This window comes from Candidatus Methylomirabilota bacterium (genome assembly GCA_028870115.1).
In the GTDB taxonomy this organism is placed as follows: domain Bacteria; phylum Methylomirabilota; class Methylomirabilia; order Methylomirabilales; family Methylomirabilaceae; genus Methylomirabilis.
In genome coordinates, this window is the sequence record JAGWQH010000055.1 from 48704 (window position 1) to 73735 (window position 25032).

27 protein-coding genes are annotated in these 25032 nt (G+C 58.6%); 15 read left to right on the top strand and 12 right to left on the bottom strand.

What is annotated here, in order from left to right; genetic code table 11:
• Positions 1-198: 198 nt before the first annotated feature.
• From gap to rplU, 11 genes are all read right to left on the bottom strand, one after another.
• Positions 199-1200, bottom strand: coding sequence for a type I glyceraldehyde-3-phosphate dehydrogenase (gap, locus tag KGL31_06355; protein ID MDE2321525.1), 1002 nt, complete (start codon positions 1198-1200; stop codon positions 199-201).
• A 241-nt stretch (positions 1201-1441) separates the two neighbouring features.
• On the bottom strand, positions 1442-1954 hold the full coding sequence (locus tag KGL31_06360) for a ComF family protein (GenBank protein ID MDE2321526.1): 513 nt from the start codon (positions 1952-1954) through the stop codon (positions 1442-1444).
• Between the two features lie 221 nt (positions 1955-2175).
• Positions 2176-2529, bottom strand: a complete 354-nt coding sequence (locus tag KGL31_06365) for a TraR/DksA family transcriptional regulator (protein MDE2321527.1) — start codon at positions 2527-2529, stop codon at positions 2176-2178.
• Positions 2530-2706: 177 nt separating this feature from the next.
• Entirely contained in the window at positions 2707-3123 is a 417-nt protein-coding gene (gene rsfS / locus KGL31_06370; GenBank protein ID MDE2321528.1) for a ribosome silencing factor, read from the bottom strand.
• 46 nt (positions 3124-3169) lie between these two features.
• On the bottom strand, positions 3170-3862 hold the full coding sequence (gene nadD / locus KGL31_06375) for a nicotinate-nucleotide adenylyltransferase (protein MDE2321529.1): 693 nt from the start codon (positions 3860-3862) through the stop codon (positions 3170-3172).
• 81 nt (positions 3863-3943) lie between these two features.
• Positions 3944-4201 carry a hypothetical protein gene (locus tag KGL31_06380; GenBank protein ID MDE2321530.1) on the bottom strand — a complete coding sequence of 86 codons (258 nt, stop codon included), beginning with the start codon at positions 4199-4201 and terminating at the stop codon, positions 3944-3946.
• Positions 4202-4376: 175 nt separating this feature from the next.
• The gene (locus KGL31_06385) at positions 4377-5627 is read right to left on the bottom strand and encodes a glutamate-5-semialdehyde dehydrogenase (protein ID MDE2321531.1); all 1251 of its coding nucleotides are present in this window, start codon (positions 5625-5627) and stop codon (positions 4377-4379) included.
• A 16-nt stretch (positions 5628-5643) separates the two neighbouring features.
• On the bottom strand, positions 5644-6822 hold the full coding sequence (proB, locus tag KGL31_06390) for a glutamate 5-kinase (GenBank protein ID MDE2321532.1): 1179 nt from the start codon (positions 6820-6822) through the stop codon (positions 5644-5646).
• A complete protein-coding gene (gene obgE / locus KGL31_06395) occupies positions 6819-7898 on the bottom strand; it encodes a GTPase ObgE (protein MDE2321533.1) in 1080 nt (359 codons plus the stop codon). The genes proB and obgE overlap by 4 nt, the downstream gene beginning before the upstream one ends.
• A 50-nt stretch (positions 7899-7948) precedes the next feature.
• Positions 7949-8203, bottom strand: a complete 255-nt coding sequence (gene rpmA, locus KGL31_06400; GenBank protein MDE2321534.1) for a 50S ribosomal protein L27 — start codon at positions 8201-8203, stop codon at positions 7949-7951.
• A gap of 22 nt (positions 8204-8225) precedes the next feature.
• The gene (gene rplU / locus KGL31_06405; protein ID MDE2321535.1) at positions 8226-8537 is read right to left on the bottom strand and encodes a 50S ribosomal protein L21; all 312 of its coding nucleotides are present in this window, start codon (positions 8535-8537) and stop codon (positions 8226-8228) included.
• A gap of 260 nt (positions 8538-8797) precedes the next feature.
• On the opposite strand from rplU, the gene KGL31_06410 reads away from it, so the two are divergent.
• The 15 genes from KGL31_06410 to KGL31_06480 all read left to right on the top strand — a co-directional run bounded on the left by KGL31_06410 (position 8798) and on the right by KGL31_06480 (position 23895).
• Positions 8798-9184, top strand: coding sequence for a hypothetical protein (locus KGL31_06410; GenBank protein MDE2321536.1), 387 nt, complete (start codon positions 8798-8800; stop codon positions 9182-9184).
• A gap of 283 nt (positions 9185-9467) precedes the next feature.
• The gene (locus tag KGL31_06415; GenBank protein MDE2321537.1) at positions 9468-10952 is read left to right on the top strand and encodes a DUF4200 domain-containing protein; all 1485 of its coding nucleotides are present in this window, start codon (positions 9468-9470) and stop codon (positions 10950-10952) included.
• Between the two features lie 17 nt (positions 10953-10969).
• Positions 10970-12031, top strand: a complete 1062-nt coding sequence (locus KGL31_06420; GenBank protein MDE2321538.1) for a zinc ABC transporter substrate-binding protein — start codon at positions 10970-10972, stop codon at positions 12029-12031.
• Positions 12032-12076: 45 nt separating this feature from the next.
• Positions 12077-12850: an ABC transporter ATP-binding protein gene (locus tag KGL31_06425; GenBank protein ID MDE2321539.1), complete on the top strand. Its 774-nt coding sequence runs from the start codon at positions 12077-12079 to the stop codon at positions 12848-12850.
• The gene (locus tag KGL31_06430) at positions 12847-13713 is read left to right on the top strand and encodes a metal ABC transporter permease (GenBank protein MDE2321540.1); all 867 of its coding nucleotides are present in this window, start codon (positions 12847-12849) and stop codon (positions 13711-13713) included. The genes KGL31_06425 and KGL31_06430 overlap by 4 nt, the downstream gene beginning before the upstream one ends.
• 279 nt (positions 13714-13992) lie before the next feature.
• Entirely contained in the window at positions 13993-14601 is a 609-nt protein-coding gene (locus KGL31_06435; GenBank protein MDE2321541.1) for a peroxiredoxin, read from the top strand.
• 150 nt (positions 14602-14751) lie between these two features.
• The gene (locus KGL31_06440) at positions 14752-14994 is read left to right on the top strand and encodes a hypothetical protein (protein MDE2321542.1); all 243 of its coding nucleotides are present in this window, start codon (positions 14752-14754) and stop codon (positions 14992-14994) included.
• Between the two features lie 24 nt (positions 14995-15018).
• Positions 15019-15501: a DoxX family membrane protein gene (locus tag KGL31_06445; protein MDE2321543.1), complete on the top strand. Its 483-nt coding sequence runs from the start codon at positions 15019-15021 to the stop codon at positions 15499-15501.
• Between the two features lie 34 nt (positions 15502-15535).
• A complete protein-coding gene (locus tag KGL31_06450) occupies positions 15536-16894 on the top strand; it encodes a bifunctional folylpolyglutamate synthase/dihydrofolate synthase (GenBank protein ID MDE2321544.1) in 1359 nt (452 codons plus the stop codon).
• Positions 16895-17056: 162 nt separating this feature from the next.
• Entirely contained in the window at positions 17057-18445 is a 1389-nt protein-coding gene (gene glmU, locus KGL31_06455; GenBank protein MDE2321545.1) for a bifunctional UDP-N-acetylglucosamine diphosphorylase/glucosamine-1-phosphate N-acetyltransferase GlmU, read from the top strand.
• 4 nt (positions 18446-18449) lie between these two features.
• The gene (glmS, locus tag KGL31_06460) at positions 18450-20285 is read left to right on the top strand and encodes a glutamine--fructose-6-phosphate transaminase (isomerizing) (GenBank protein ID MDE2321546.1); all 1836 of its coding nucleotides are present in this window, start codon (positions 18450-18452) and stop codon (positions 20283-20285) included.
• A gap of 851 nt (positions 20286-21136) precedes the next feature.
• A complete protein-coding gene (locus KGL31_06465; GenBank protein MDE2321547.1) occupies positions 21137-21439 on the top strand; it encodes a helix-turn-helix transcriptional regulator in 303 nt (100 codons plus the stop codon).
• Positions 21436-22335, top strand: coding sequence for an RNA-directed DNA polymerase (locus KGL31_06470; protein MDE2321548.1), 900 nt, complete (start codon positions 21436-21438; stop codon positions 22333-22335). The genes KGL31_06465 and KGL31_06470 overlap by 4 nt, the downstream gene beginning before the upstream one ends.
• 304 nt (positions 22336-22639) lie before the next feature.
• Positions 22640-23332: a hypothetical protein gene (locus tag KGL31_06475; protein ID MDE2321549.1), complete on the top strand. Its 693-nt coding sequence runs from the start codon at positions 22640-22642 to the stop codon at positions 23330-23332.
• Positions 23329-23895, top strand: coding sequence for a hypothetical protein (locus tag KGL31_06480; GenBank protein MDE2321550.1), 567 nt, complete (start codon positions 23329-23331; stop codon positions 23893-23895). The genes KGL31_06475 and KGL31_06480 overlap by 4 nt, the downstream gene beginning before the upstream one ends.
• A 216-nt stretch (positions 23896-24111) precedes the next feature.
• Here the strand turns inward: KGL31_06480 and KGL31_06485 are convergent, their stop codons facing one another.
• A complete protein-coding gene (locus tag KGL31_06485) occupies positions 24112-24882 on the bottom strand; it encodes an SDR family oxidoreductase (GenBank protein MDE2321551.1) in 771 nt (256 codons plus the stop codon).
• Positions 24883-25032: the final 150 nt, after the last annotated feature.

Here is a 25032-nt window from a genome sequence, read left to right on the forward strand (position 1 = left end):
CAGTCTTGCTGTATTGTCATTGCAAGCGACCGCAGGAAGCGCGGTAATCCGACACGCAGTGTCGTGGCGAGGCGGAGCCGAAGCCATCTCGATGAGATTCCTCGCTTTGCTCGGAATGACCCTTCGGGCCAGATTGCTTCAGTCGCTGCGCTCCCTCGCAATGACGCTTCCCGAAATAATGCGGTTGTAAGAGAGTCGTCACCGACTACCGATAAACTTGATCAAATCGCGGACTCGACAGGAATAGCCCCACTCATTGTCATACCAGGACAGCACCTTGACTAGGGTGCCGTCTACGACCGATGTCGAAAGACTATCCACAATCGACGAAAGCGAATTGCCGTTAAAATCGACAGAGACCAACGGCTCCTCGCAGAAACCGAGGATCCCCTTCAATTCTCCGTCGGCAGCCTTCCGAAGGGCCGCATTGACCTCTGCGACCGTGACCACCCGCTCCGTCTCCGCAACGAGATCGACCAGCGAGACGTTCGCCGTCGGGACGCGGATGGCGAGCCCGTGCATCTTTCCCTGAAGCGCAGGAAGCACCAGGCCCACCGCTTTGGCCGCCCCGGTGCTGGTGGGTATCTGGGAGAGAGCGGCAGCCCTCGCCCGGCGGAGATCAGAATGGGGCAGATCCAGGATCTGCTGGTCGTTGGTATAGGAATGGATGGTGGTCACGAGGCTATGGCGAATCCCGAACTGCTCCATGATCACCTTCGCGATGGGCGCAAGGCAGTTGGTGGTGCAGGATGCATTGCTGATGACCGCATGCTTCGTCGGATCATACATCGTCTCATTGACACCCAGAACAATGGTGATGTCCGGGTCCTTGGCCGGCGCTGAAATGATGACCTTCTGCGCCCCGGCCTGAAGATGCTTACTCGCGCCCGCCTTGTCGGTGAAGCGTCCGGTCGATTCGACGACGACCTGTATCCCCAGCTCTTTCCAGGGGAGCGCCGCCGGGTCTCTCTGAGCAAAGACCTTGATCTCGCGGCCGTCTACGACGATAGCGTTCTCTTTGGCCTGTACCTCTGCTTGTAGCGTCCCATGGACAGAATCGTACTTCAACAGGTGCGCGAGCGTCCTGGCATCGGTGATGTCATTGACCGCCACGAACTCCAACGCGGGATCTTCCAGCGCCGCTCGAAACGCATTTCGACCGATGCGACCGAATCCGTTGATCGCAGCCTTAATCGCCATACCTCTCTTCTCCTTCTTGAAATGAGACAACGACGACGGTTGTTCCAATGGACGAACGAATGACCACAAGGTATTCCCTTTGAAGGCAGGTCAGCGCCTTTTTATAAGGCCTTTGATCCCAAATGTCAATCCCTTAAGGTCAACCCTCCATAGAATTTTTTCGCGCTCCCTCTCGCTCCCTTAGTCTCTCGAACGGCTGATCCGCCCGCTTCAATGATTTGGCGGGGCTCCACAGGTATCTTCACTCTACTCGAGCGAGGGTGTAGACTCCGACTTTTTCGGCGCCGGCGGCGAGGAGGGTTCTGGCGCACTCGCCGGCGGTCGCGCCGGTTGTAAAGACATCGTCAATCAGCAGGAGCCTCCTGTCCTTCACTCGATCGGGCCGCGTGACGGCAAACGCGCCCTTGACGTTGTTCTCCCGCTCTCGCCGACCCCCGCTTTGGGCCTCCGTGGCTCGGACCCGCCGCAGCAGGCGCTCGCCAACCTCAAGGCCGAAGCTTTGCCCGACCTCCTTCGCCAAGAGCGCCGCCTGGTTAAAGCCTCGCGTACGCTCCCGATTGGGATGGAGTGGGACCGGAATCAGCAGATCGAACTCACGGGGATCAAATAGACATCCGGCGGTCTCGACCATCAGACGACCCAGATGACGGGATAGCATACGGCGACCGCCATACTTGAACAGGAGGATGGCCTGGCGCATTGTCCCTTCGGCCTCATACAACGTTGCCGCCCTCGCCATGGCGAACGACGGCAACCGCTCTCGACAAGATCCGCACAGGTGGTCAGGACTCGCCTCTAGGCTCTTCGGCGAGGCGAAGGGCCTGCCGCAACGGGGGCAGAACGGTTCGGTAACGGGCTGAATCTTGAGCCAACAGCAGCCACAGATAAGTGAGCGGCGAGTGGCATCCAGGGGTCGATGGCAGACTCGGCAGGGGGAGGGAAAGATGAGATGAAGAAAGGCCGCCAGCAGTTCCTTCAGCTCCGTTCTTCTTCCTCCTGACAGGCAATGCAAAATCTGGCAAAAGGCAACGCCTCAAGCCGCTTCTCGCTGATCGGCTCACTGCACCGTTCGCACTCGCCGTACGTCTTCTGCCGCATCTTCTCCAGCGCAGCGTCCACCTGCTTCAACTGCTGGCGCTCAGTGTCGCTGATTGAGAGCAGAAACTCCTTGGTGTAAGCGGTCGTCGCTTGATCGGCGATATCTTGTGTGCCATCGCTCCCGCCCTCCAGATTATTTGCGCGCTTCTCCCGAACTGTGTTAATCAACGCACGTCGCTTCTCTAACAGCTTTTCCTTTAACCGTTCCAGGATCGCTGCCCTCAACGGCATCCCCATCACCTCCCTGCCTATTTGTGGCCGCACGCAGACAGGCCACCCCGGCGATTCGGAAGATCACCCTCGCCCTCCAAGGAGAGAAAGGGGAGTACGGGCACGGCCAGCCCCCAACAAAAAAAGAAGCGGGGCTCATGCGCCCTCCGCTTCACAGATATCGACTTCATGAACAGGTTATCTCAGAGGAACCGACGAATCGCTATGAACCAACTCTCGTTTCGGCGCGTCGGCCCACAACCCCTCCAGATCATAGTATAGCCGCATCTCTTCGTCGAAAATATGAATGATTACATCGCTGTAGTCAAGAAGAATCCAACGGGCTTCCAGGTCCTCCTCCCGGTGGAACATCCGAACGCGCGCTTCCCGAAGCTGCTCCTCAATCCGTTCGGCGACGGCTCGGACCTGTCGGACTGAGGGGGCACTCACAATGAGGAAATGATCGGTAAAGGAACACAAACCCCGGAGGTCAAGGTGTACCAGGGAGGTGGGCTTCACCTCGGAGGCTGCCGCCACTGCGAGCCGCAACAGCGTGTCGGTGTCGATCCGCCCGCTCGTGTCTGTCGATAATGCAGGTCGTTCGGGTGAGTTCATGTCGAAGCCTCGCGCCTGCCTGTGCGTAGCACGCAGACAGGTCAGCCTATGAGCCTTTTCGTCCAGGTTGATACAGGCGATTCTTGCCTATGTAAGCGGCCACGGTGTCGGTCACCAGATGCCGGATGCTCCTCCCCTCTTTCACTAGTTGCCGGATCTCGCTGGAGGAGATATCCAACGACACCACTTCAACCAACAAGACCAAGCGGGGTTCACGGTGTGCCGTTGCGGTCTCCCGCGTGATCTCAGAGATCTTCACGTACTTAAACCGAGGGTTACCCAGAAGATGCCGTTGCTCAGGCCTCATGGAGCGCTCAACCTCATCAAGCCGCCAGCCAGGACGGGCAGTGACGATGACTTGCGCCAGCGACAGTAACTCCCGCGCTTCTTTCCATGTGGCGATGTCAAGGAACGCGTCGACCCCCATGATAAAGTAGATCGTACTCTCATCCCCGTATAGCTTTCGAAACTCTCGGAGTGTCTCAACCGAATAGGATCGGCCCGGTCGGCTCAGCTCAATCGGGGAAACGCTGAAGTACGGCGTGTAGACCGTCGCCAGCGAGACCATCTCGTATCGGTGCATGGCTGAGGCTTCGAACTCCTCTTCTTTGTGAGGGGGCTGGGCGGCCGGCACAAAGATAATCTTGTCCAGCTCAAAGGCCCAGTAGATCTCCTCGGCGGCCCGCAGGTGGCCGAGATGTATCGGATCGAAGGTCCCCCCCATCACACCGATATGCATAGTCGCCTCATAGCGGGTACCCGGTTCCGGGCTCCAAGTTCCTGGTTGATCATGGCATTTACAGCTCAAGACCGTCGGGAACTACGCCGTCAGGAGTTCCAACTCGGGCGCATGGACCTCAGGCCTCTTGAACTTAATCAACACGACTCTTTCTCCGTGCGCACGAAGCTGAGTCACCATCTGCTGATTCTCTGCACTCAGTTCCGGGTCATCGGCCGGCAGGATCACAACATGTGCGTCTTCAGGAATCTGCTCGAGGATGGCCGGATGGTCAAACGCGTAACGCATGAACTCATCCAGCAGGTTAAGCTTCCTCGCGGCCAGATCATCTTTTCTCATGAATCCCGTCACATTTCCTTCAGCTACCAAGGCCCTCACCCTTAGTCGATTACAAAGATCGCTTGACAAGGGGTAGAGGAAAGAAACTTCTCTAGCCAATTGCAGCTCAATCTAGGATCTTACGTCGCCAGCTCACACACTGGATATCAGAAAACAGGTGGACAACCTCAAACCATCATTGCCGTGAGTCCCGCACCTGGCCGTCACCGAATACGATGAACTTCTCGCAGGTCAGCTCCGTAAGACCAACCGGGCCCCGGGCATGGAGCTTTTGCGTACTGATCCCCATCTCGGCCCCCATCCCGAACTCCCAGCCGTCAGTGAAACGGGTGGAAGCGTTGACGAACACGGCCCCGGCATCCACCTCCCGAAGGAAACGCATGGCTCGGCCGTGATCCGCTGTGACGATCGCCTCGGCCAGACCCGAGCCGTGCGCGGCGATGTGCGCCACCGCCTCTTCGAACGAGCCGATTACCTTTATCGACAGGATCAGGTCGAGATACTCGGTATCCCAGTCTACCTCGGTGGCAGGCGCAATACCCGGCACCAGGGCCCTTGTTCGAGGGCAACCCCGGACTTCAACTCCGGCCTCCTGCAAGCGTCCGACGATTCGCGGCAAGAAGAGAGCGGCCACCCGCTCATGCACTAGCAGGCTCTCCATGGCGTTGCAGACGCCGGGTCGCTCAACCTTGGCGTTGAAGGCGATCTCCTCCGCCATGTGAAGATCGGCGCCTTCATCGACATAGGTGTGACAGAGCCCTTTATCGTGGGCCAGAACTGGAATAGTTGAGGTTCGCTGCACCGCCCGAATCAACCCCTCCCCTCCTCGTGGGATAATCAGGTCCACGAGTCCCGTAAGTTGAAGCAGGTGGCTCACTGCCTCCCGGTCAACCGAATCGATGAACGCTACACAACCCTTGGGCAGACCGCTTGCCATAGCCGCATCCGCAAGCAAACTGCTGATGACCCGGTTACTGCGGATCGCCTCTCGACCCCCTTTCAGTATGACGGCATTTCCCGACTTCAGGCAGAGGGCCGCCGCATCGGCAGTCACCCCGGGCCTGGCCTCGTAGATAACGCCAATAACTCCGAGCGGCACCCGCATCCGGCCGACGAGCAGACCGTTTGGGCGGCGCCACATTCCGGTGATCTCACCGACAGGATCGGGGAGCGCCGCCACCTGTCGTACGCCGGCCGCCATCTTCTCGATCCGCTTTTCGTCGAGCGCCAGTCGGTCCAGCAACGCAGGCGGATGATGCGCCGACCCGGCTTCCGCGAGATCGAGCGCGTTAGCCGAGAGGATCGCTGCCCGGCCGTTCCACAACGCGTCTGCCACGGCCGTAACTGCCCGGTTCTTCACCTCCGGCACCACCATGGCCAGGGCCCGAGCCGCAAGCCGCGCCGCTGTCCCAAGCTCTCGCACCATCTGCGCCGTCACGTCTTCACCTCTCCAATATCACCAGGTTATCCCGGTGCACCACCTCATCGAACGGCTTGGCGCCAAGCGCATCCTCGATCTGGACGCTTCTGATGCCCTTGATCTTTTTCACCTGTTCAGCGTCATAGTTCACCACACCCCTCGCGAACTCTACGCCGCCGATGTCACAGAGACTCACCACCTCGCCTCCCTCGAACTCGCCATCGACGGAGACGACTCCGGATGGTAGAAGGCTCTTACCGTTACGGATGAGGGCCTCCTTCGCTCCGGCATCTACAGCAATCCGCCCCCTGCGCCCCGTCGCAAAAGCCAGCCAGCGCTTTCGGCTCCGCATCTTGGACGCAGACGCCTGGAAGACGGTGCCGACCGCATCGCCGCGGACGATCCGCTCCAGAATCCCCTCCACAAGGCCGTTCGCAATAATGGTAGGGACGCCGGCAGCCGCGGCCGCGTACGCCGCTTCCACCTTTGTGGCCATCCCACCCGTACCGAGCCCGGTCCCCGACTCGTCGGCCCAAAAGTGAACGCCAGCAGATCGTCGAGGCACCTCATAGACGAGCGTCGCGGCGGGATCTTTCCTCGGATCAGCCGTGTACAATCCGTCCAGATCGGTCAGGATGATCAGCAGGTCCGCCCCGAGCAGCGTTGCCACCAACGCCGAGAGACGGTCGTTATCTCCAAACCTGATCTCCTCCACGGCCACCGTATCGTTCTCGTTGATAACCGGGAGCACCCCAAGGTGGAGCAGTGTAAATAAGGTGTTGCGCGCATTGAGGTACCGATGTCGCGAGCGAAAGTCCTCCTGGGTGAGCAAAAGCTGTCCCAGCTTCTGGCCATACGGCGCGAAGGCCTCCTCGTAGTAGCGCATGAGCAGGCTCTGGCCGACAGCGGCAGCGGCTTGCTTCAACGGGATGCTTCCGGGCCGCTCGGTCAGCCCAAGCCGACCCATCCCAGCGAGAATGGCGCCAGAAGTAACCAGCACCACCTGGCGCCCATCCTTGCGAAGCCACACAAGATCATGACAGATCCGCTGTAGCGTCGGCTGATGTAGGGCAATATCACCCTTGGACAGAACGGCTGAGCCGACCTTCACGACCAGCCGTTTTGCCTCCCGCGCGCCTGTCCTGAGCGCGGTCGAAGGAGCGGATCGGGCGTCAGGCGATGATCTTTCTGCGCCACTCATGAGAACGGTCCGAGGTTCGATGTGCGATGCGCGATGTTCCCCATACTCTGTCCTTCGCATCTCGCAGGTCGCATCTCGTATCCAGCGGCGGACTGGAGCTGATCGGCCAGGTACTGGACGAGCGGCTCGACCCCCTCACCTGCCATGGCTGATAGCGGAAAAAGGGGCAGATTACGCTCCGCGCAGAGCGCACGCAGCGCAGGAAGGCGTCTGCTGTGGGGAAGATCGATCTTGTTGGCGGCAATAACGCGAGGGCGCTTCAGCAGTTCGGGATTGAAGGCTCGGAGTTCTTCCTCGACGACAGCCAGCGCTTCCTGAGGATCTCTTGCAGTATCAGAGACATCAATGACATGCACCAACAGGCGGGTCCGCTCGATATGTCGCAGAAAGCGGATGCCGAGACCCGCGCCTGAGGATGCTCCCTCGATTAACCCGGGGATATCAGCCACCACGAAGGCGCCCAGCGGATCGATCTCGACAGTGCCAAGGTGCGGGGTCAGCGTTGTAAATGGGTACTCGGCCACCTTCGAGCGGGCTGCCGAGATGCAGCACAGCAGGGCCGATTTACCCGCATTTGGCAGGCCGATCAGGCCGACATCGGCCAGCAGTTTCAGGGTGAGGTGAAACCGACGCCTCTGCCCGGATTCCCCAGGCTGAGCGTAACGAGGGGCTTGTCGCACTGGAGTAGCAAAGCGAGCATTGCCTCGCCCGCCTTTCCCTCCTCTGGCGATCAGCAGTTGCACGCCGTCTTCAACCAGGTCGCCCAGCAGCTCTCCCGTCTCATCATCGACGACCACCGTACCGAGCGGAACCGGGATGATCAGGTCGGCGCCGCGTCGACCATGCATGGTCTTCCCGCGTCCATGTACGCCACCCTGGGCCCGATAATGCCGTTGATACTTCTGATCGTCCAGCGTTCGGTATGAACGACTGGCAACGAGGTACACGCTCCCGCCGTCGCCGCCGTCGCCGCCGTCAGGCCCGCCTCGTGGGACATGCGCCTCGCGCCGGAAGCTGACACAGCCCCGGCCGCCATCGCCTGCCTCGACTCGAATGTAGGCCTCATCGATGAACATCGAAGTCGATTCGACGTACGGGGTGTGGGGGGCGAGACACCCTATCCCGTTCAGACACCGATGATGCTGAGGAAACGGCCTTGTCCCCCGCGGTGCTCGACCGTTACAACCCCGGCCACTTTGGCAAACAGTGTATCGTCGGAACCGATCCCGACATTCTTGCCCGGTTTGAAACGGGTGCCGCGCTGGCGGATCAGAATGCTTCCCGCTGATACCGTCTGCCCAGCCGCAGCCTTCATGCCCAGCCGCTGACTTTGGCTATCCCGGCCATTCCGGGAACTTCCCATTCCTTTTTTGTGTGCCATTGCTCCTCCAAATACCTACATTCTAACCCCTGATTTCTGTGACTCGTAAGGTGGTCTGGGCCTGGCGGTGACCCTGCGTGCGCCGATAGCGCTTTCGTCGTTTGAACTTGAAGACGGTAATCTTTGGCCCACGACCCTGCCGGACGATCTCGCTTACAACCGCAGCGCCCTCAACATAGGGGGCGCCGATCTTTACCTGGTCGCCGTCGGCCACCATCAGAACGTTCGAAAGCTCGACCTGCTTCCCGGCCTCGCCCTCGATTCGTTCGAGGGTAACAAGAGCGCCAGGACTGACACGGCGTTGCTTACCTCCCGACTCGATAATCGCGTACACGATCTCGTCCTCCTGAATTGATGCCATCAAACAGAGCGAGGAGGCCATAGGCCTCCTTTTCCCAGTAACCAACTACTAATAGACAGTAGTTTAGACGGCTTATGGCGCTCTGTCAAGCAGAAGCGCCCACTGGGCCGGAAGTTTCGCCTTGACACGGCTGGACCCCCATTGGTATGAGATGCCTATGCCTGAAACACAGACCGTCGCGAGTTGCCTGGCGGAAGGCAGGTAGATATCGATCGATATTGGGATGGAGGAAGGTGGACAGAGGTCGGCAAAGCGATAGAGGTTGTAGAAGCAGACGTCTGGCGGCCGCCCTTGTGGTCCTGGCCATCGGCTTTCTGCTGCTGGCCCCTGACCCCCACGATCATGGCGATGCCGGTTCCCTCGGGGGGCTGCTCCGGCCGCTCCTCCCCAGCTCGAGCCGGACCACTGATCCTCATCAGTCCGGGGACGAGCCTCAGCCCAAGGCGAACGGATCCTGCCCGATCCATTTCTGGCACCAAGTCGCCGCGACCGGACTCCTCGTTGTCTTCCTGCTACGCTTCTCCCTCAGCTCACTCCTCCGCATTCCCTCATTCGTTATCACTCCATACGTCACCGATCTCGGATCGTTTCACAGTCGCGCCCCACCCTTCTGCCTGTAACACTCCGCGTTCGACCGACCCGTACAACTAGCACACATTAGCGCCACCGTTGTCATTGCGAGCGACCAACGGGAGCGCGGCAATCTCACCGTCGTTATCCTGAAGGACTGTAAGATTGCTTCGGCTTCGCCTCGCAATGACGCGGGAGCCTGTCCGGGCAATGACGCCTGCCGCGAGTTTTGGAGGAATGGCACGGCGTCTGCTCCGCTTCTATAGCATGAGTGGCCCATCGCTCGTGGCCTACCACAGGTGCGGCGACGAGCTTCGTACGGAGGGATGATTCATGCACTGGTCTAACCTGAAAAAGAAGAGCGTCATTGCGCTCATGGTACTTTCCACACTGATTATCGGAACGGGAGTGACCTGGGCACAGGTCAAGAATCCTGAACTGGAGGCCCTCAAACAGGTAGTTGAAGAGCTTCGCCGACGAGACGCGGAAAAGGAGAGGAAGCTGGCGGAACTCCAACATCAAATTGAAGCGATGCGATCTCAGTTGCCGGCAGCGGAGAAACCCGCAACCCCCGAATCGGCTCTTGAAAAGGCCGTACAGGAGATGGAGCCGCAGACGCCGGCGGCGGCGCCGACTGACCTGTTGTCGCGTCAGGTTGGCGGGAGCAGTTTCCGGCTGATCGACGTGTCGCTGGATGCGCTGTTTGCAGCCGGAAGTTCCACCGAACGGGAGGCCTCCATCCAGAGACTTGAGGGCGGCGATCACGATCCCCGCAAGCGCGGCTTTACGGTCCAGCAGGCGGAGCTGTCATTCACCGGCGCCGTGGATCCATACCTGACGGGCGAGACCCATATCGTCTACCTCATCGACCCTGTCGTTGGCAACACCCGGGTCGAGCTGGAGGAAGCCTTCCTGACCACGCAGGCGCTGCCGTATGGACTGCAACTGAAGGGAGGACACTTCTTCACGGAGTTCGGCCAAATCAACCCTCAGCATCCCCATCAATGGGACTGGTTGGATCAGCCGGTGATCAATACTCGGCTGTTCGGACCTGACGGCCTGCGACAGGCGGGCGTCCGGCTGGGCTGGCTCACGCCGCTGCCTTGGTATTCTCAACTGCACGTGGGCGTCCAGAACGCAAACGGCGAGATCGCGGCCAGCTTCCTGTCCAACGAAGAATTCTTTAAAGAGCGGTCGATCGGCGGACGGCCGTTCGTCCAACGCGACGTGAGACACCTGACGGACCTTCTCTATCTGCTCCGCTGGGAGAACTCGTGGAACCTGAGCGACACAGTCACGACCAAACTCGGTCTGTCAGGGCTGTTCGGCCCCAATGCGACGGGCGCCGATGGCCACACACGCATCTATGGGACGGACCTCAAACTGACCTGGCGCCCTGCTAACAGCTCCCGCGGATGGCCCCTCTTCCTGTGGCAGTCGGAGGCGATGGGGCGGGATTATGTAGCGGACCGGTTCACTGACGGAGTAGTAACGCTGCCGCGTAAGACGTTACGGGACTGGGGATTCTACACGCAGGCGCTGTACGGGTTTACCTATGGTTGGGCCGCCGGACTACGCTACGAATATGCGACAGGCAGCGGCGCGAGCGTGGGTGTATTCAACGGCCGCGAAGGCGACCCCTTCCGGGACGACCGGCACCGGGTCTCGCCGTTACTGGCCTGGCACCCTTCTGAGTTCTCGCGGCTTCGCCTGCAGTACAACTACGACCGGGCCGATCACCTGGAACACCAGGACGCCCATTCCGTCTGGCTTGGGGTGGAATTCCTCTACGGCGCCCACCCAGCTCACAAATATTAACGACGGGAGAATCGCGTATGCTGAAATGTCTGCAACGATGGTATGCGCTGGGGATCTTGAGCTGCATCTTGGCATCCTTCAGCCTACTGAGTGTGCGCGCCTCCGCCCAGGAAGGCGCCAAGTCAGTTGCTGTCTGCGCCACCGTGCCGGACCTGGGGAGCCTTGCCCGCGAGGTGGGAGGGGACCAGGTTTCGGTCACGGTGTTCGCCAAGGGAACGGAAGACGCGCATTTCATCGAGGCCAAGCCCAGCTTCATCAAGGCGCTGAGCCAGTGCGATCTCTATATCCAGATGGGAATGGATCTGGAGATCGGTTGGGCCCCGGTCCTCCTGCAGAACGCCAGGAACGCAGCGGTCCTGCCGGGCGGTCGCGGCTATCTCGACGCCTCCAGAGTCATTGCCCCGCTCGAGGTCCCCATCGGACCAGTAGATCGCTCCATGGGCGACATCCATCCTCTCGGCAACCCTCACTATCTATCGGATCCTGTGAATGGCCTGAAGGTAGCCCGGCTGATCCGCGACGCGCTCGTAGCGCTGCGACCGGAGCGCAAGCCCTACTTCGACGATCGTTTCATCGCTTTCCACCTGAGACTGGGCACAGCGCTGGCGGGCGAACGGCTTGCCAGGAAGTACGACGTTGAAAAGCTCGCCCTGCTCTATCAACACGGCAAGCTGCCGGCTTTCCTGAAGGGGCAAAGGGAGGAGGCCCTGCTGAGGGGATGGCTGGGCAGGATGCTGCCGTACTTCGGCACCAAGGTCGTCGCCGATCATAATTTGTGGCCCTACTTCGCTCGCCGATTTGGGATCGCGGTGATCGGGTTCATGGAGCCGAAGCCGGGAATTCCCCCAACGACCAGACATCTGAGCGAACTGGTAGAGCAGATGCGAGCGGAGGGGATACACGTTATCCTCTCGGCTTCATATTACGACCCTCGACATGCGCGGTTCCTCGCACAACAGACCGGCGCCAGGATCGTGAACCTGGCCCACCAGGTAGGGGCACGGGCCGGCACCGATGACTACGTTGCGATGATTGATTATAATGTCAGAGAGCTGACCACGGCGTTAGGAGGCTCATAGGGATGGTCCTTACTGGTCTACGGGTACCGCCGGCACTGGAGGAATATGGAACACGTTGATGTCGTCCTGCAAGCGACAGGGCTGACGGTCGGCTACGCGCGTCGGACTGTACTCGAAGACGTTGCCCTTGAGTGTCGAAAGGGGGAGTTCTGGTTCTTCATCGGGCCGAACGGTTCCGGAAAGACCACGCTGATTCGCGCCATGCTGGGGATCCTGCGCCCCAAGGCCGGTCGATTATGGCTTCACCCCAACCTGGCGCGTCGGGAGGGGATCGGTTTTGTCCCGCAGCGATGCGATCTGAACCCGGCCCTCCCCACTACGGTTCGGGAATTTGTCATACTGGGGCTCGTGGGCACTCGACTCGGCACAAAAAAAGAGGAAATGGAGCGCCTCGAGTGGGCGCTCTACAAGGTCGGTCTGGAGGGGATGGCGCGACGCAGCTACTGGTCCCTTTCTGGCGGGCAACGACAACGAGCGCTGGTGGCTCGAGCCCTCGTGCGGCGACCCGATCTGCTGATCCTCGACGAACCGACCAACGGCCTTGACCTCTCGACGGAAGACGCGTTCCTGCGATTGCTCGCCGACCTGAACCGGCAGGAGCATCTGACCCTCTTCTTCGTCACCCACGATATCGCCATCGCCGCCCGATATGCCACGCACCTGGCTCTCTTCCGTTCGGGCAGTATCGAGACCGGACCGCGTGAGCAACTGCTCAACCGGGACGTCCTGAAACGGGTGTACGGGGTGGGCGTGGAGGTCACGCGCGATCCATCGGGCACTGTCGCGGTCCAGGTCTACCCTCCGGGGGCACATCCGTGATTGGGGAGTTCCTCTCATCGTGGCCCTTGTTTCAGAACACGTATCTCGTCGGTTGGTCGATCGCCCTGTTGCTTTCGTTGGTGGGGGTGCTGGCGGTGGCCCGCGACCAGATCTTCGTCGGCGCGGCCATGTCGCAGGCCTCAACGCTCGGTATCGCCTTGGCGATGTGGATCGGGGCATGGATCGCTCCCGCCACGCTCCCCTGGTTTCACTCGGACGAATTCCTGTCCGCCATGGCCGTAGCGTTCTCCCTGGTCGCCGCGCTCATCACAGGGGGCTGGGCGGAAGCGGATCGGGAAAGCCACGAGGCGATCACGGGTTGGGTATTTCTGCTGTCGGCCAGCCTCTCTATTCTCATCGTCTCCCGCAGCCCGCACGGTCTGGAGGAGATTCACCGGCTGCTCTCCTCGAGCATCATCGGCGCGACCCGCGCGGACGTCTGGGGCTTCAGCGCGCTCGCCGCCATGACCGCTCTTTTCCTCGCGGCCACCCATCGGCGCACCCTGCTCTTCCTCATGGACCCCGCTATGGCGGCCGCGGTAGGGATGCATACCAGCCGGTGGGCCGCGATCATCTCCACGTTACTTGGTCTCGCCGTAGGGTTATCCATCCGATCCGCCGGGATGTTGTATACGTTTGGGTGCCTGGTACTCCCCGCCCTCGTCGCGAAGAACGTCTGCCGAGAGGTTGGCCCGATGTTCCTGGTGGCCCCTGTTGTTGCCGTCCTGACGGGCGCGATCGCGTTCGTGCTCGCGAACCATTACGATTATCCCCCGGCGCAAATGACGGTTGCGCTGCTGAGCCTGCTGCTCACAATCGCGTGGCTCTTCCGACGGCTGCGTCAGGTAAACGGGATGTTCTGAGCGCGATTACAAAATCGTTGTTCGCCCAGGGAGAACTTTAGACTACAATAGTCTATAGGTCCCGTCGTACGTCGCAACAATGGAAGTCATTACCGCGAAAGCGGGAATCCAGAAAGGCACTGGATTCCGGGTCAAGCCCGGAATGACAAACTGCCTGAGACGTATGTCGCCATGTATAGAACCAGCATCTCTGAGTGTACGACAGTTGGGCTGATTGGAACGAGAAGCGCAAGGCTCGATACTGACAACTCCATCAACCAAGCATCAAAGGAGGTTACGATGGTCAAGATCGGATCAAAGGCGCCGGATTTCACCGCCAATACTACCAAGGGTCCCATTACCCTCTCGCAGTTCCGCGGCAAGTGGGTCCTGCTCTTCGCCCACCCCGCCGACTTTACGCCGGTCTGTACGACGGAGTTCATCCAGTTCGCCAAGCGATACAAGGAGTTCAAAGACCTGAACTGCGAGGTAATCGGTCTGAGCGTAGACAGTATCTACTCACACATCGAGTGGCTCCGCCATATGGAGGAGAGCGCCAAGGTCAAGATCGATTTTCCAGTGGTCGCCGACCCCGAGAAGAAGGTGGCCAACGACTACGATCTGATCAACCCCGAGGTCGGCCTCACCGTCCGCGGCGTCTTCTTCATCGATCCCGAGGGGTTCGTCCGTTTCGCCATGTACTATCCGATCCCGTTCGGGCGAAACATCGACGAGATCTTACGGAGCCTGAAGGCGCTGCAAACCGTGGACAAGTACGGGGTCGCCTGCCCGGTCGACTGGCAGCCAGGCCAGGATGTGATCGTGCCGCCGCCGCAGACGATCGACGAGGCCGACAAGCGCGCCAAGGCGGGCGCCGATCGCTGGTACATAACGCGGAAAAAGCTCTAGCGGCATTCCGTTCGTGGTGAGCTGGTCGAACCATGAACGGAACCAGTCAAAATACCTCACCCTTCGACAGGCTCAGGGTGAACGGTGAATGTAAAGAAGCAGTAGACCCGTTACGCTGGCTATTCCCCAATCATAGTCGAGGACAGGCCGATGCAGCGCATTGTGGTTCGCGCGCTTACGTGTAGCGCGGATATCATCACCTACGTAAAGGGCGTCCTCCGAATGCATGCCGAGGAGCTTCAGCCTGCCGAGCGCGTAGAGTTCGCGTTTGACGCCAACCGATTCCCGTTTGCGATTGCGATCTTCGAATCGTTGCTGGCTGGCGTCGGCCTGAAACTCCTCTCAACACGCGAAGAGGATGGCATCCGAATTCTTGAGGCCGAGAAGCTATAGCGTGGGAACTCATAGGGAGTATCGGTGACCAAGCCGAGAGGTAACTGGCAGACAGAAACGAAGCTCTGGCAGGTCGCGATCTTGCGCATCTTTTTTGGCTACTACTTTTTTCAAGATGGCCTCGGAAAGTTGACCGGCAGCTTTACCGGTCCGGGCATGTTGGAGAAGTGGCTTACGACCAAGGCCACGGGGGCGTTCAGTTGGTATAAGCCGTTTCTGACCGGTGTAGTTATTCCCTATCATCAGCTCTTCGCCGGGTTAATCGCTTGGGGGATGATTCTGGCCGGCTTGGCGCTCCTGTTTGGGCTCTTGACACGTCCGGCTGCGCTAGCAGGAATCTTTATGACGCTCAATTTCTATCTGGCCAAGGGGGGCGGCTCACCGGCTACCACCTCAGATCAGGCGTTTATGGCCGGTCTGCTGGTGGTCTTTCTTACGCGGGCCGGTCGCTCGTTCGGGCTCGATTGCTGGTTGGCTCGACGCTATCCAGGCTCGCCGCTCTGGTAGGTCACCGGAGAGAAGCCTTCAGCATAAACCGCGCATGACCTATTCCCAAGCGATTGCCTATCTCTATGGGCTCCAGCGTTACGGCGTGAAGCTGGGTCTTGAGAATATCCACCGGCTTCTTGGGGCGGTTGGAGATCCGCACCGTCGGTTTCCATCCATTCTGGTCGGCGGGACCAACGGCAAAGGGTCTACTGCCGCCTTTCTCTCGTCGATCCTGAAGGCTGCCGGCTACCGGGTCGGGCTCTATACATCTCCGCATCTGCTGGAGTTTACGGAGCGGATCCAGGTAGACGGGCAGGCCATTTCGGAGGCGGATGTCGCCGCCCTCATCTCTGAACTCCGTCCTGTCATCGCCAATCTCTTCCCGACACCAGACACGCCAAATCCCCCCGTGCCCCCCTCTTATAAAGGGGGGGTGGGGGGATTTCGTATTTCCCACCCTACCTTCTTCGAGACCACGACCGCCCTCGCCTTCCTCCACTTCGTTCGCAGTAAGGTGGACTATGCGGTTGTGGAAGTAGGGATGGGAGGCCGGTTTGATGCGACTAACGTTCTCAACGCTCAAGTGGCGATGATCACCAACATCGCCTTGGAGCATGAGGAGTATCTGGGAAGGACACTGAGAGCAATCGCCGCAGAGAAGGCAGGGATTATCAAGGAGGCAACGCATGTCGTTACTGCCGTTGATGCCCCGGAGGCTCTGGCGGTCATTGCCGATACATGTGGAAAACGCGGCGTGACCCTTTTGGATGTCCGGAGCGCATACGACTGGCGGGTTCACCGATCAGATCTCTTCGGTCAGCGATTCAGCGTGGGGGAAAAGGGGCAGCCTCCAGGAACCTTCGATATCCCCCTGCTCGGCCGGCATCAGGTGGTCAATGCGGTCACGGCGCTCGCGGCATCCCGACTCCTCCAGACCGACGGCGCCGCCATTTCAGAGAGTTCAATCCGCAAAGGGTTACGCCGGACACAATGGCCTGGCCGTCTCCAGCTTTTTCCCGGCCGGCCCCTTGTCATCCTGGATGGCGCGCACAACCCGGCGGGTGCGATCGCATTACATGCGTTCCTGGAAGAGCAACGGTTTACCGGTCGCGTGACGCTGGTATTCGGCGTACTTCAGGATAAGAACTGGATCGCGATGCTGCAAGCGTTGGCGCCACTGGCAAAGCGGGTCATCCTCACGCGTCCGGAGAGCGAGCGCGCTGCCGATCCGCGCCATCTGCAGGAGGCCGAACGTCTCTGTCCAAAGATCGAGATTATGGAAGATGTGGCCGAGGCGATCGTCCTGGCCAAGACGGTGACCGATCCGGAGGACACCGTTGTTGTCACAGGATCGCTCTTCGTCATCTCGGCGGCCCTGCGCGCGCTCGGGAGGCAGGAGATGCGAACGTGAGGCACCACCCCGTCATTGCGAGCGTAGCGAAGCAATCTCGTCCTTGGGTCTGCGCAATCGATTTTGCAGCCATTTAAAGGTGTGGTAGCATCGCCATAAACAGACCTGTGATCCACGCTCCAGACAGGGTGCAGTTCGGGGTTCAAGGATGAGCGTCCACAAATGAACGATCTCTGCACGGTGATATTGGCTGCGGGCCAAGGGACCAGGATGCGCTCGAAGCTCCCGAAGGTGCTGCATCCGGTGGCCGGTCTGCCGATGATCGCCTATGTGATTGAAGCGTGCCGCCCCCATCAGGCGAAACGAACCCTGGTGATCACCGGTCACCAGGCCGATAGAGTGAGAGAGGCACTGGCGGGCGAGGCCCTCGAATTCGTCTGCCAACCGGAACAGCACGGCACGGCGCACGCCCTGCTGCAAGCCCGGGAAGCCCTCGCCGGCTTCGATGGTGATCTTCTGGTCGTGTCCGGGGACACACCTCTTCTTACCTCACCGACCCTCGACGATCTCTTGCGGTCGCACCGCAAGACCGGCGCGCGCGCTACCGTCCTCACGGCTGAACTGCCTGATCCGACCGGCTATGGGCGGGTGGTTCGATCCGCAGCCGGCGACCTCCTGCGGATCGTTGAGGAACCGGAGGCCACGCCGCAGGAGCGGCAACTCCGCGAAATCAACGCCGGGGTCTATTGCTTTGCCGCGCAGGCGCTCTTCGAGGCCCTCCGCGCGATTCGTCCTTCTGCCGTCAAGGGCGAACTGTATCTCCCGGATGCCATCGCGCTGCTACGGGATCGCGACGGGGGCGTGCAGGCGTGCCGGGTGCTCGACCCCGATGAGGTACGAGGGGTCAACACCCGTGCCGAACTGGCTGAGGTCCATCGCCTTCTCTGGCGAAAGACCGCCATGCGGCTGCTCGTTGAAGGGGTCACGCTCCTTGACCCCGAGCGCGCATACATCGGACCGCTGGTCAGGATCGGTCCCGATTCGATCCTCTACCCGAACGTCACCCTCGAAGGACAGACTGTGATCGGAGAAGGGACAACGATCTACTCAGGTTGCCGGATCCGCCATTCGACAATCGGCGATGATACCGTGATCCTGGATGGGTGCATTATCCAGGAGAGTCAGATCGGAGACGGGTGCCAGGTCGGACCCTACGCGCACCTGAGACCCCAGGCCCAACTCCGGCAACACGCCAAGGTCGGAAATTTCGTGGAGGTCAAGAAGTCGGTCGTCGGCGAAGGGTCCAAGGTTCCGCACTTAAGCTACATCGGCGACACCACCGTTGGGGAGCGGGTCAACGTCGGCGCCGGAACGATTACCTGTAACTATGACGGCTTTACCAAGCACCAGACGGTGATTGAAGACGACGTATTTGTAGGCAGCGACGTGATCCTCGTGGCGCCGGTCTCGGTGGGCCGGGGTGCCATCATCGCCGCCGGATCGACCATCACCGAGGACGTGCCGCCTGATGCGCTGGCATTCGGTCGAGCACGGCAGGTCAATAAGAGCGGCTCTGCCGTGGCATTTCGATCCAAACACCGGAAGGGGTAAAGCAATGTGCGGAATCGTGGGGTATATCGGACACAAAAAGGTCGTCCCGGTCCTCCTGGAGGGACTCAAGCGGCTGGAGTATCGAGGCTACGATTCGGCCGGCCTGGCGATCCTTCAACAGGACCGGATCGTCGTCTATCGTAGCGTGGGCAAGATCAAGGAGTTGGAGAATACCCTGTGGGGTCGCGATCTCTCCGGCGAGGTCGGGCTCGGTCATACCCGCTGGGCCACCCACGGCCGGCCTACCGAAGAGAACGCCCATCCTCATAGCGATTGCACCGGCGATGTCGTTGTCGTCCATAACGGCATCATCGAGAACTATCTGGTCCTGAAAGAAAAGCTCCAGCGGGAGGGCCACCACTTCACGTCGGAGACCGACACCGAGGTGCTCGCTCACCTGATCGAAACGCAACTCCGGAACACGGTCGACCTGGAAACGGCTGTCCGCCTGGCTCTGGCCGGCGTCGTCGGTTCCTATGCTCTAGGAGTCCTCTGGAAGGGCGATCCACACAGGATCGTGGCGGCTAGAAACGGTAGCCCACTGGTGGTGGGATTGGGTGACGGAGAGTTCCTCATCGCCTCGGACCTCCCCGCTATTCTTTCCCATACCCGGGACGTCCTGTTTTTGGACGATGAGGAGATGGTCGTCCTCTCCCACGATGGTGTCAACGTCACGACATTGGCCGGAGAGCCGGTACAAAAGAAGATCGAAAAGATTCTCTGGACACCACTCATGGCCGAAAAGGGCGGATATAAGCACTTCATGCTGAAAGAGATCTACGAGCAGCCTCGAGCAATTCGGGATACTATTCGCGGTCGTTTTTCGCTGGAAGGCGGTCACCTTTACCTGGAAGGACTTGACGCCCTCCATGACCGGCTACCGTCGCTCGATCGGATCGTCCTGGTCGCCTGCGGGACCTCCTGGCATGCCGGGCTGATCGGTAAGTTCCTCATCGAGGATCTGGCGCGTATTCCGGTCGAGGTTGACTACGGCTCTGAATTCCGGTACCGCGATCCGATCCTGGATGAGCGAACGCTGGTCATTGCAATCAGCCAATCCGGTGAAACGCTGGATACGCTGGTGTCAATGCGAGAAGCCCGTCGCCGCGGTTGCAAGTCCCTCGCCATCTGCAACGTGGTCGGCTCTACACTCAGCCGTGAAAGTGATGGGGTCCTGTACACCCACGCGGGTCCGGAGATCGGCGTCGCCTCGACGAAGGCGTTCACCTCTCAACTGGCAGCCCTCTACCTGCTGGCGCTGGCCCTGGGTCGAGCCAAAGGGCGTCTCGACGCGGCAAGAACCCAGGAATTGCTCGGCGAACTGATCCACTTGCCACAACAGATGGAGCAGGTACTCTCCCTCGGGCCCGCACTGGAAGAACTGGCCGGGCACTTCCACGCCGCCTCGAATTTCCTCTATCTGGGCCGTGGCATCAACTATCCCGTCGCGCTGGAGGGGGCCCTGAAGCTCAAGGAGATTTCCTACATTCACGCCGAGGGGTATCCGGCCGGCGAGATGAAACATGGACCCATCGCCCTGATCACGGAAGAGATGCCGGTGGTCTTTCTGGCGCCAAAGGACAGGACCATCGAGAAGGTATTGAGTAATATCGCGGAGGTGAAAACGCGCAACGGGATCATCATCGCCCTCTCTGACGAAACCGATTCCCGCCTCCTCAGTAAGGCCGACCATCTTGTCAGCATCCCTCATACCTCCCCTCACCTGATGCCCCTGCTCCTTGTCGTCCCCCTTCAACTCCTCGCCTACCACATCGCGGTGCGGAAAGGCTGCGACGTAGACCAGCCGCGCAACCTCGCCAAGAGTGTAACCGTCGAGTAGAGCTGTAACCCCATCAGGACCGCGGGACTTCTGCTCTCCATCAATATCTCGCGCCATAAAGTAAATTAACTTTGCTATTTAGTGAAAATTCTTGACGAAAACGCTCTCTGGCTATTATAATTGTTAATAATGGACCGCCGAACCGGCGGTGCAGAGGTTCTTTGACAGCATCTCCGGCCCCTATTCCATTGTGCGCTGCCTCATGCGACTCAAGTGAGTCGTGAGCAGGCAACTGCTCGCTAAAGACGGCGTCCGTCTAGTAGCGCCGTCGCGGAGCCAATTCAAGACTGGCGCCGTACACCTTCTGACAGCAATGGTCTTGGCTGACTGACTTGGCTAACTACTTTGGCTGTTAGGAGGAGTGCTCATAGGTGGCAAGCAGAGGTCAGTCATGTTTCAACACTCTGCAAGCTAATCGCAGTAACTCTGGCTAGCTGATAAGGTTGCTAACTGGACAAGCTGTGAAAAGGGGCGCTTATGATCAGCAGGCTTAAGGATCGTCGGGTTCAGTGCTCTCCTTCTCGGGGCATGCGCTATGGGGCGCGGCGCAAATTACGTGCCGAGAAAGGAGGTGAGGGAGATGCGTCAGAGGTCAAGGAATCTCAATGCTTGCATTGGCTACCTCCAGCGGTTGCAAGCATGCGGAGCACTGGACCCCGGCCAAAAGGAGGAGCTCGCAAGGGCGGAAAGGAAGCTCAGAAGAGTTGGGCGATTCAATCGTATCACCCAAGAGGAAGTCTTCGAGGTGATCCGATCGATTGCTGAGACACTTTGTGAGACCTTCCTGAACCGCCAAGCTAGTAATCGGCGGGATTGAGGCCAAAACGATCCATTAAGCTTTCTTGGATAGAATGAACTACGGTCGTGCTATCAAAATATGTCGAGCGGCTGCAGGTCTGACTCAAATCGAGTTAGCCAAGAAAGCTCGAATTGCAGCTAGCCACCTGTCTCTCATCGAGGCCGGTAAGAGATCACCTCGACTACCAACGATTGAAAAACTCTCCCGGGCAGTTGGTGTTCCTAATTACCTTGTCATACTGCTCGCAAGCGATCCTCAAGACTTGAGAAACACGCCATCTCAAGATTTTCAGGAACTCTCGAGTTCACTATTGGAGCTTCTATTGCAATCGAGAAAGCCCAAGAGGCAAAGATGACAGAAAAGACCGAATGCCTGGGGATCTGCTCGCTGCGCTATCTTGAGTTTCAACTTGGCGTCAATCGTGATCTCCTGCGGGAGGTTGCAGCAAAGGCAGGCAGTTATTATAGGCCCTTCCCTAAACACAAAGGGGGGAAAATCCGATGGATTGATAATCCTATCGATCCCCTTAAGCATGTTCAACGCAGGATCAACAGATGGCTTCTTTCCGATCTTAAGCTTCCCATACACATACATGGCGGCGTGAGAGGATGTTCGCCTTTCACAAATGCCTCAATCCACACGCAAACCGCTTGCGTCGTGACCCTTGATATTGGGAAATGCTTTCCAAGCATCACAAATGATCAAGTGTTTTATGTCTGGAACAGCCTTTTGGGGTGCAGTCCAACGATTTCCCGCCTACTCACTCAATTGACCACCTTCGAAGACCACCTCCCTCAGGGAGCACCGACTAGCACAACACTAGCCAACTTAGTCTTGATGCCCCCAGACATCAACGCGTGCGCCGTGGCTGAGCGTGAAGGCCTAAGAATCACTCGCTTCGTGGACGATATTGCATTCTCTGGCGTTGAATCAAGATCAGTCATAAATCCCGTAGTTGAAATCTTGCACCACGCGGGCTTTCGGGTGCCGCATCGAAAAGTAAAAGTGATGCCGAACTGGAAGCCCCAAGTGATCACCGGTTTGCTGGTTAACAATAAAAGGATTGTTGTCCCACGAAAGAACCGCAGCCAGGTTCGCGCAGCCATTCACCAGTTGAAATATCTCCCAGCCGAATCATCCAGACGGACAAAAAGCATCACTTCAATTTTGGGACGCATCACACATATAGAGGCAATCAAAAAGGGGCCAGAGAACGGGCTCAGGAACTATTTTGATCGCATAACCTCGTGATGCACCCCAGAAATTCGCTTCAACACTTGACATCGAGGACATTAATTGCCCAGAACCGCCTGGACGTGCTACGCGCCTTCTCACATTTCAGGTTTGGGATCCAAAACTCGAACGGTAATCCAATTCTACATTCAGTTTGAATTACCCCCTGGACCGCTTGGTCCCACTATACCGATGTTTCGTTAATGACCTAACTCCCAATAGGCCCGCGAAGGGACTACTGGCAAGTTATAGGAAAGGCTCGAAGGTAAGATTCATGTTAATGGCATCATTAGGCGGTAAACTTTCATCTGAGCAGGAGAACATGGAGGACATTCTTACGTCCAATGTTTTCGGAGCATTGAAGTATTTTTCACCTGAGAGCGCACTGGTTCCTTTTCTTTCCAAAGCCTCATTCGCACAGGGAGAAAAACCCTTCGAGGACCTTTCTGCCAACGTGAAGGTCGAATATAAGTTTTGGCCCTGGGTCCAAGAGTCAGACTGTGACGGCTGTGAACCGGATGTGCTCTTACGAATAACCTGTCCCAATGATAGGAAGTTCCTTGTTGTTGTTGAGGCCAAGTATCGTCCAGGTAAGTCTTCGAAGGAAGAGGCGGGAGAGCACCCAAATGATCAGCTCGCACGGGAGTGGGAGAACCTGAAGCGTCTGGCCGAAAAGGAATTATGCGAGCCGCTGCTCATTTATCTAACCGCAGATGTAAGCTATCCAGCTCAGGACATTGAAGCCTCGCAGAGGGAACTCGCAAATAAGAACCGCGGGAAGGCAAGAATCTCTTGGTTGTCGTGGCGTCACCTCCCGGCTTTGATCACCGATGACAGCCCGGAAATGCTCAGGGACCTCGCAGAGGTCCTTCGCCGCTTGAATTTGACCTTCTTTCAGGGCTTCTCCACAGTTGAGGAGCATCCAAGTATTCAATGGACATTCTCTGGTCCGCCGGTTTACTTCGAGTGGATATACGTTTCACCAGAAGAACCACTTAGGTGGAGGTTTCAATGATGAGTGGGGATGGCAAAAATATCGTGAGCTTGATGCAACAATTAAGGAAACTCTGTGAGCAAATCTCTCTCCTGCTGATGACAGCAGACAGCCTAATGATCGATAGAGGCTGGAGAGCAGAGACCGCTCAGCCCTTTGCAGGTCTCTCATACACTCTTTCGAGCCCCCGTTTCTGGATCCCACAAGATTTTTCTCGATTTTATAAGAACAACAACGTTCAACATATCTTGGGCTTTGTGTCAGTAGTGCTGGATGATGCGGAGGGCAGCACTTCCTTGGATGAGCCACTCCTAACCGCTGGCTGGTTTGATTATGGTCCTGGGGTAGAGGTGGGGAAGCGTTGGCAATACTCATATGCACGTTGGCACCTAAAAATGCCGCAGCGGAGCGATGATGGTCGGCTTCTGCCAGCAAGTTCCACAATCTGGCCAAAGGAACCCCTGCCATTCCTGCAGGTATCAACTCTCGGAGTGCCTTTGACCTCTATACTTGATGCTGAGGCGCTGAAAAGCAAGATCGTTGAGCCCCTGATCCAAGGCATTAAAGGAGCTCAGGGAAGATGACCATCCGTTGAGAGATCACCTTTGAGAATCTTTAAAGCGGGCTTACGGGGCGAGGGCATAGAGCAGGAGCCCCTTGAACTCAGACTCGTGGATCGACAGCAAGGCCCGCTTATCCATTTGATCCTCCAGCACCCTCACGAGGAACTCGAAGCCTTATTGACATACTGGCCTTTAATAAGGAAACATTTCTATCGGCCTCAGGACCTTTGCGACCGATCAGATGAGCGACCGCGACTGACAACCATCGACGGTAACGCACGCTCCGGTCACTAAACTGGCCCTTTGGGATGCCAGAAAGACCACGACGGCTGCGACCTCCTCGGGGCGACCGAACCGGCCAAGCGGCAGTTCGTCCTTGATAAACTGAGCGATCTGGCCCGGATTCTCGCGCTGTCTTCTATCCCATGAGCCGCCTGGAAAGAGCGTCGAACCGGGCGCGACGCTGTTGACCAAAATATTGTGTGGGGCCAGCTCCCTGGCGAGCGACTTGGAAAGACTGATCACCGCCGCCTTGGACGCGTTGTAGGTCATCGCCCCTCCAGACTCCCGCCCCCAGATCGAGGCGATGTTGAGAATCCGTCCGCCGCCTTGCCGCTTCATAACCGGCACCACCAGCCGGACCATCCGGAGGGTCGAAAAAAAGTTCAGGTCGTACACCTCACGCCAATCCTGTTCTGAGAGAGCCTCCAGTTCTCCGCGGCGCGACCCGCCGACGTTGTTCACCAGCACATCGATCTGCCCATACCGGTCGAGCGTCGCCTGTACGAACCGCTCCGCCCCATGAGGATCGGTGAGGTCGGCGGACACCGTGAGAAGTTCGACGCCGAAGGCTTTGATGACAACTGCTATGTCGTCTAACGTCGCTTGAGTTCGACCACAAAGGCTGAGCCGACACGCCTCCTCGGCATACCCCAGGGCGATCGCTCTGCCTATCCCCCGGCTTCCGCCGGTCACCATCACAACCTTCTCACGCAGCCCTAACTCCATCTGGTCCCCTCCTTTATGCAGGAATAGACTCCCGCCATTGCTGAGAAGTCCATAAGTAAGGTGAAACCATGTCATTCCCGCGAAAGCGGGAATCCAGGCCGAACAAACTGAATTCCGGGTCAAGCCCGGAATGACTACAACGGGTACGGC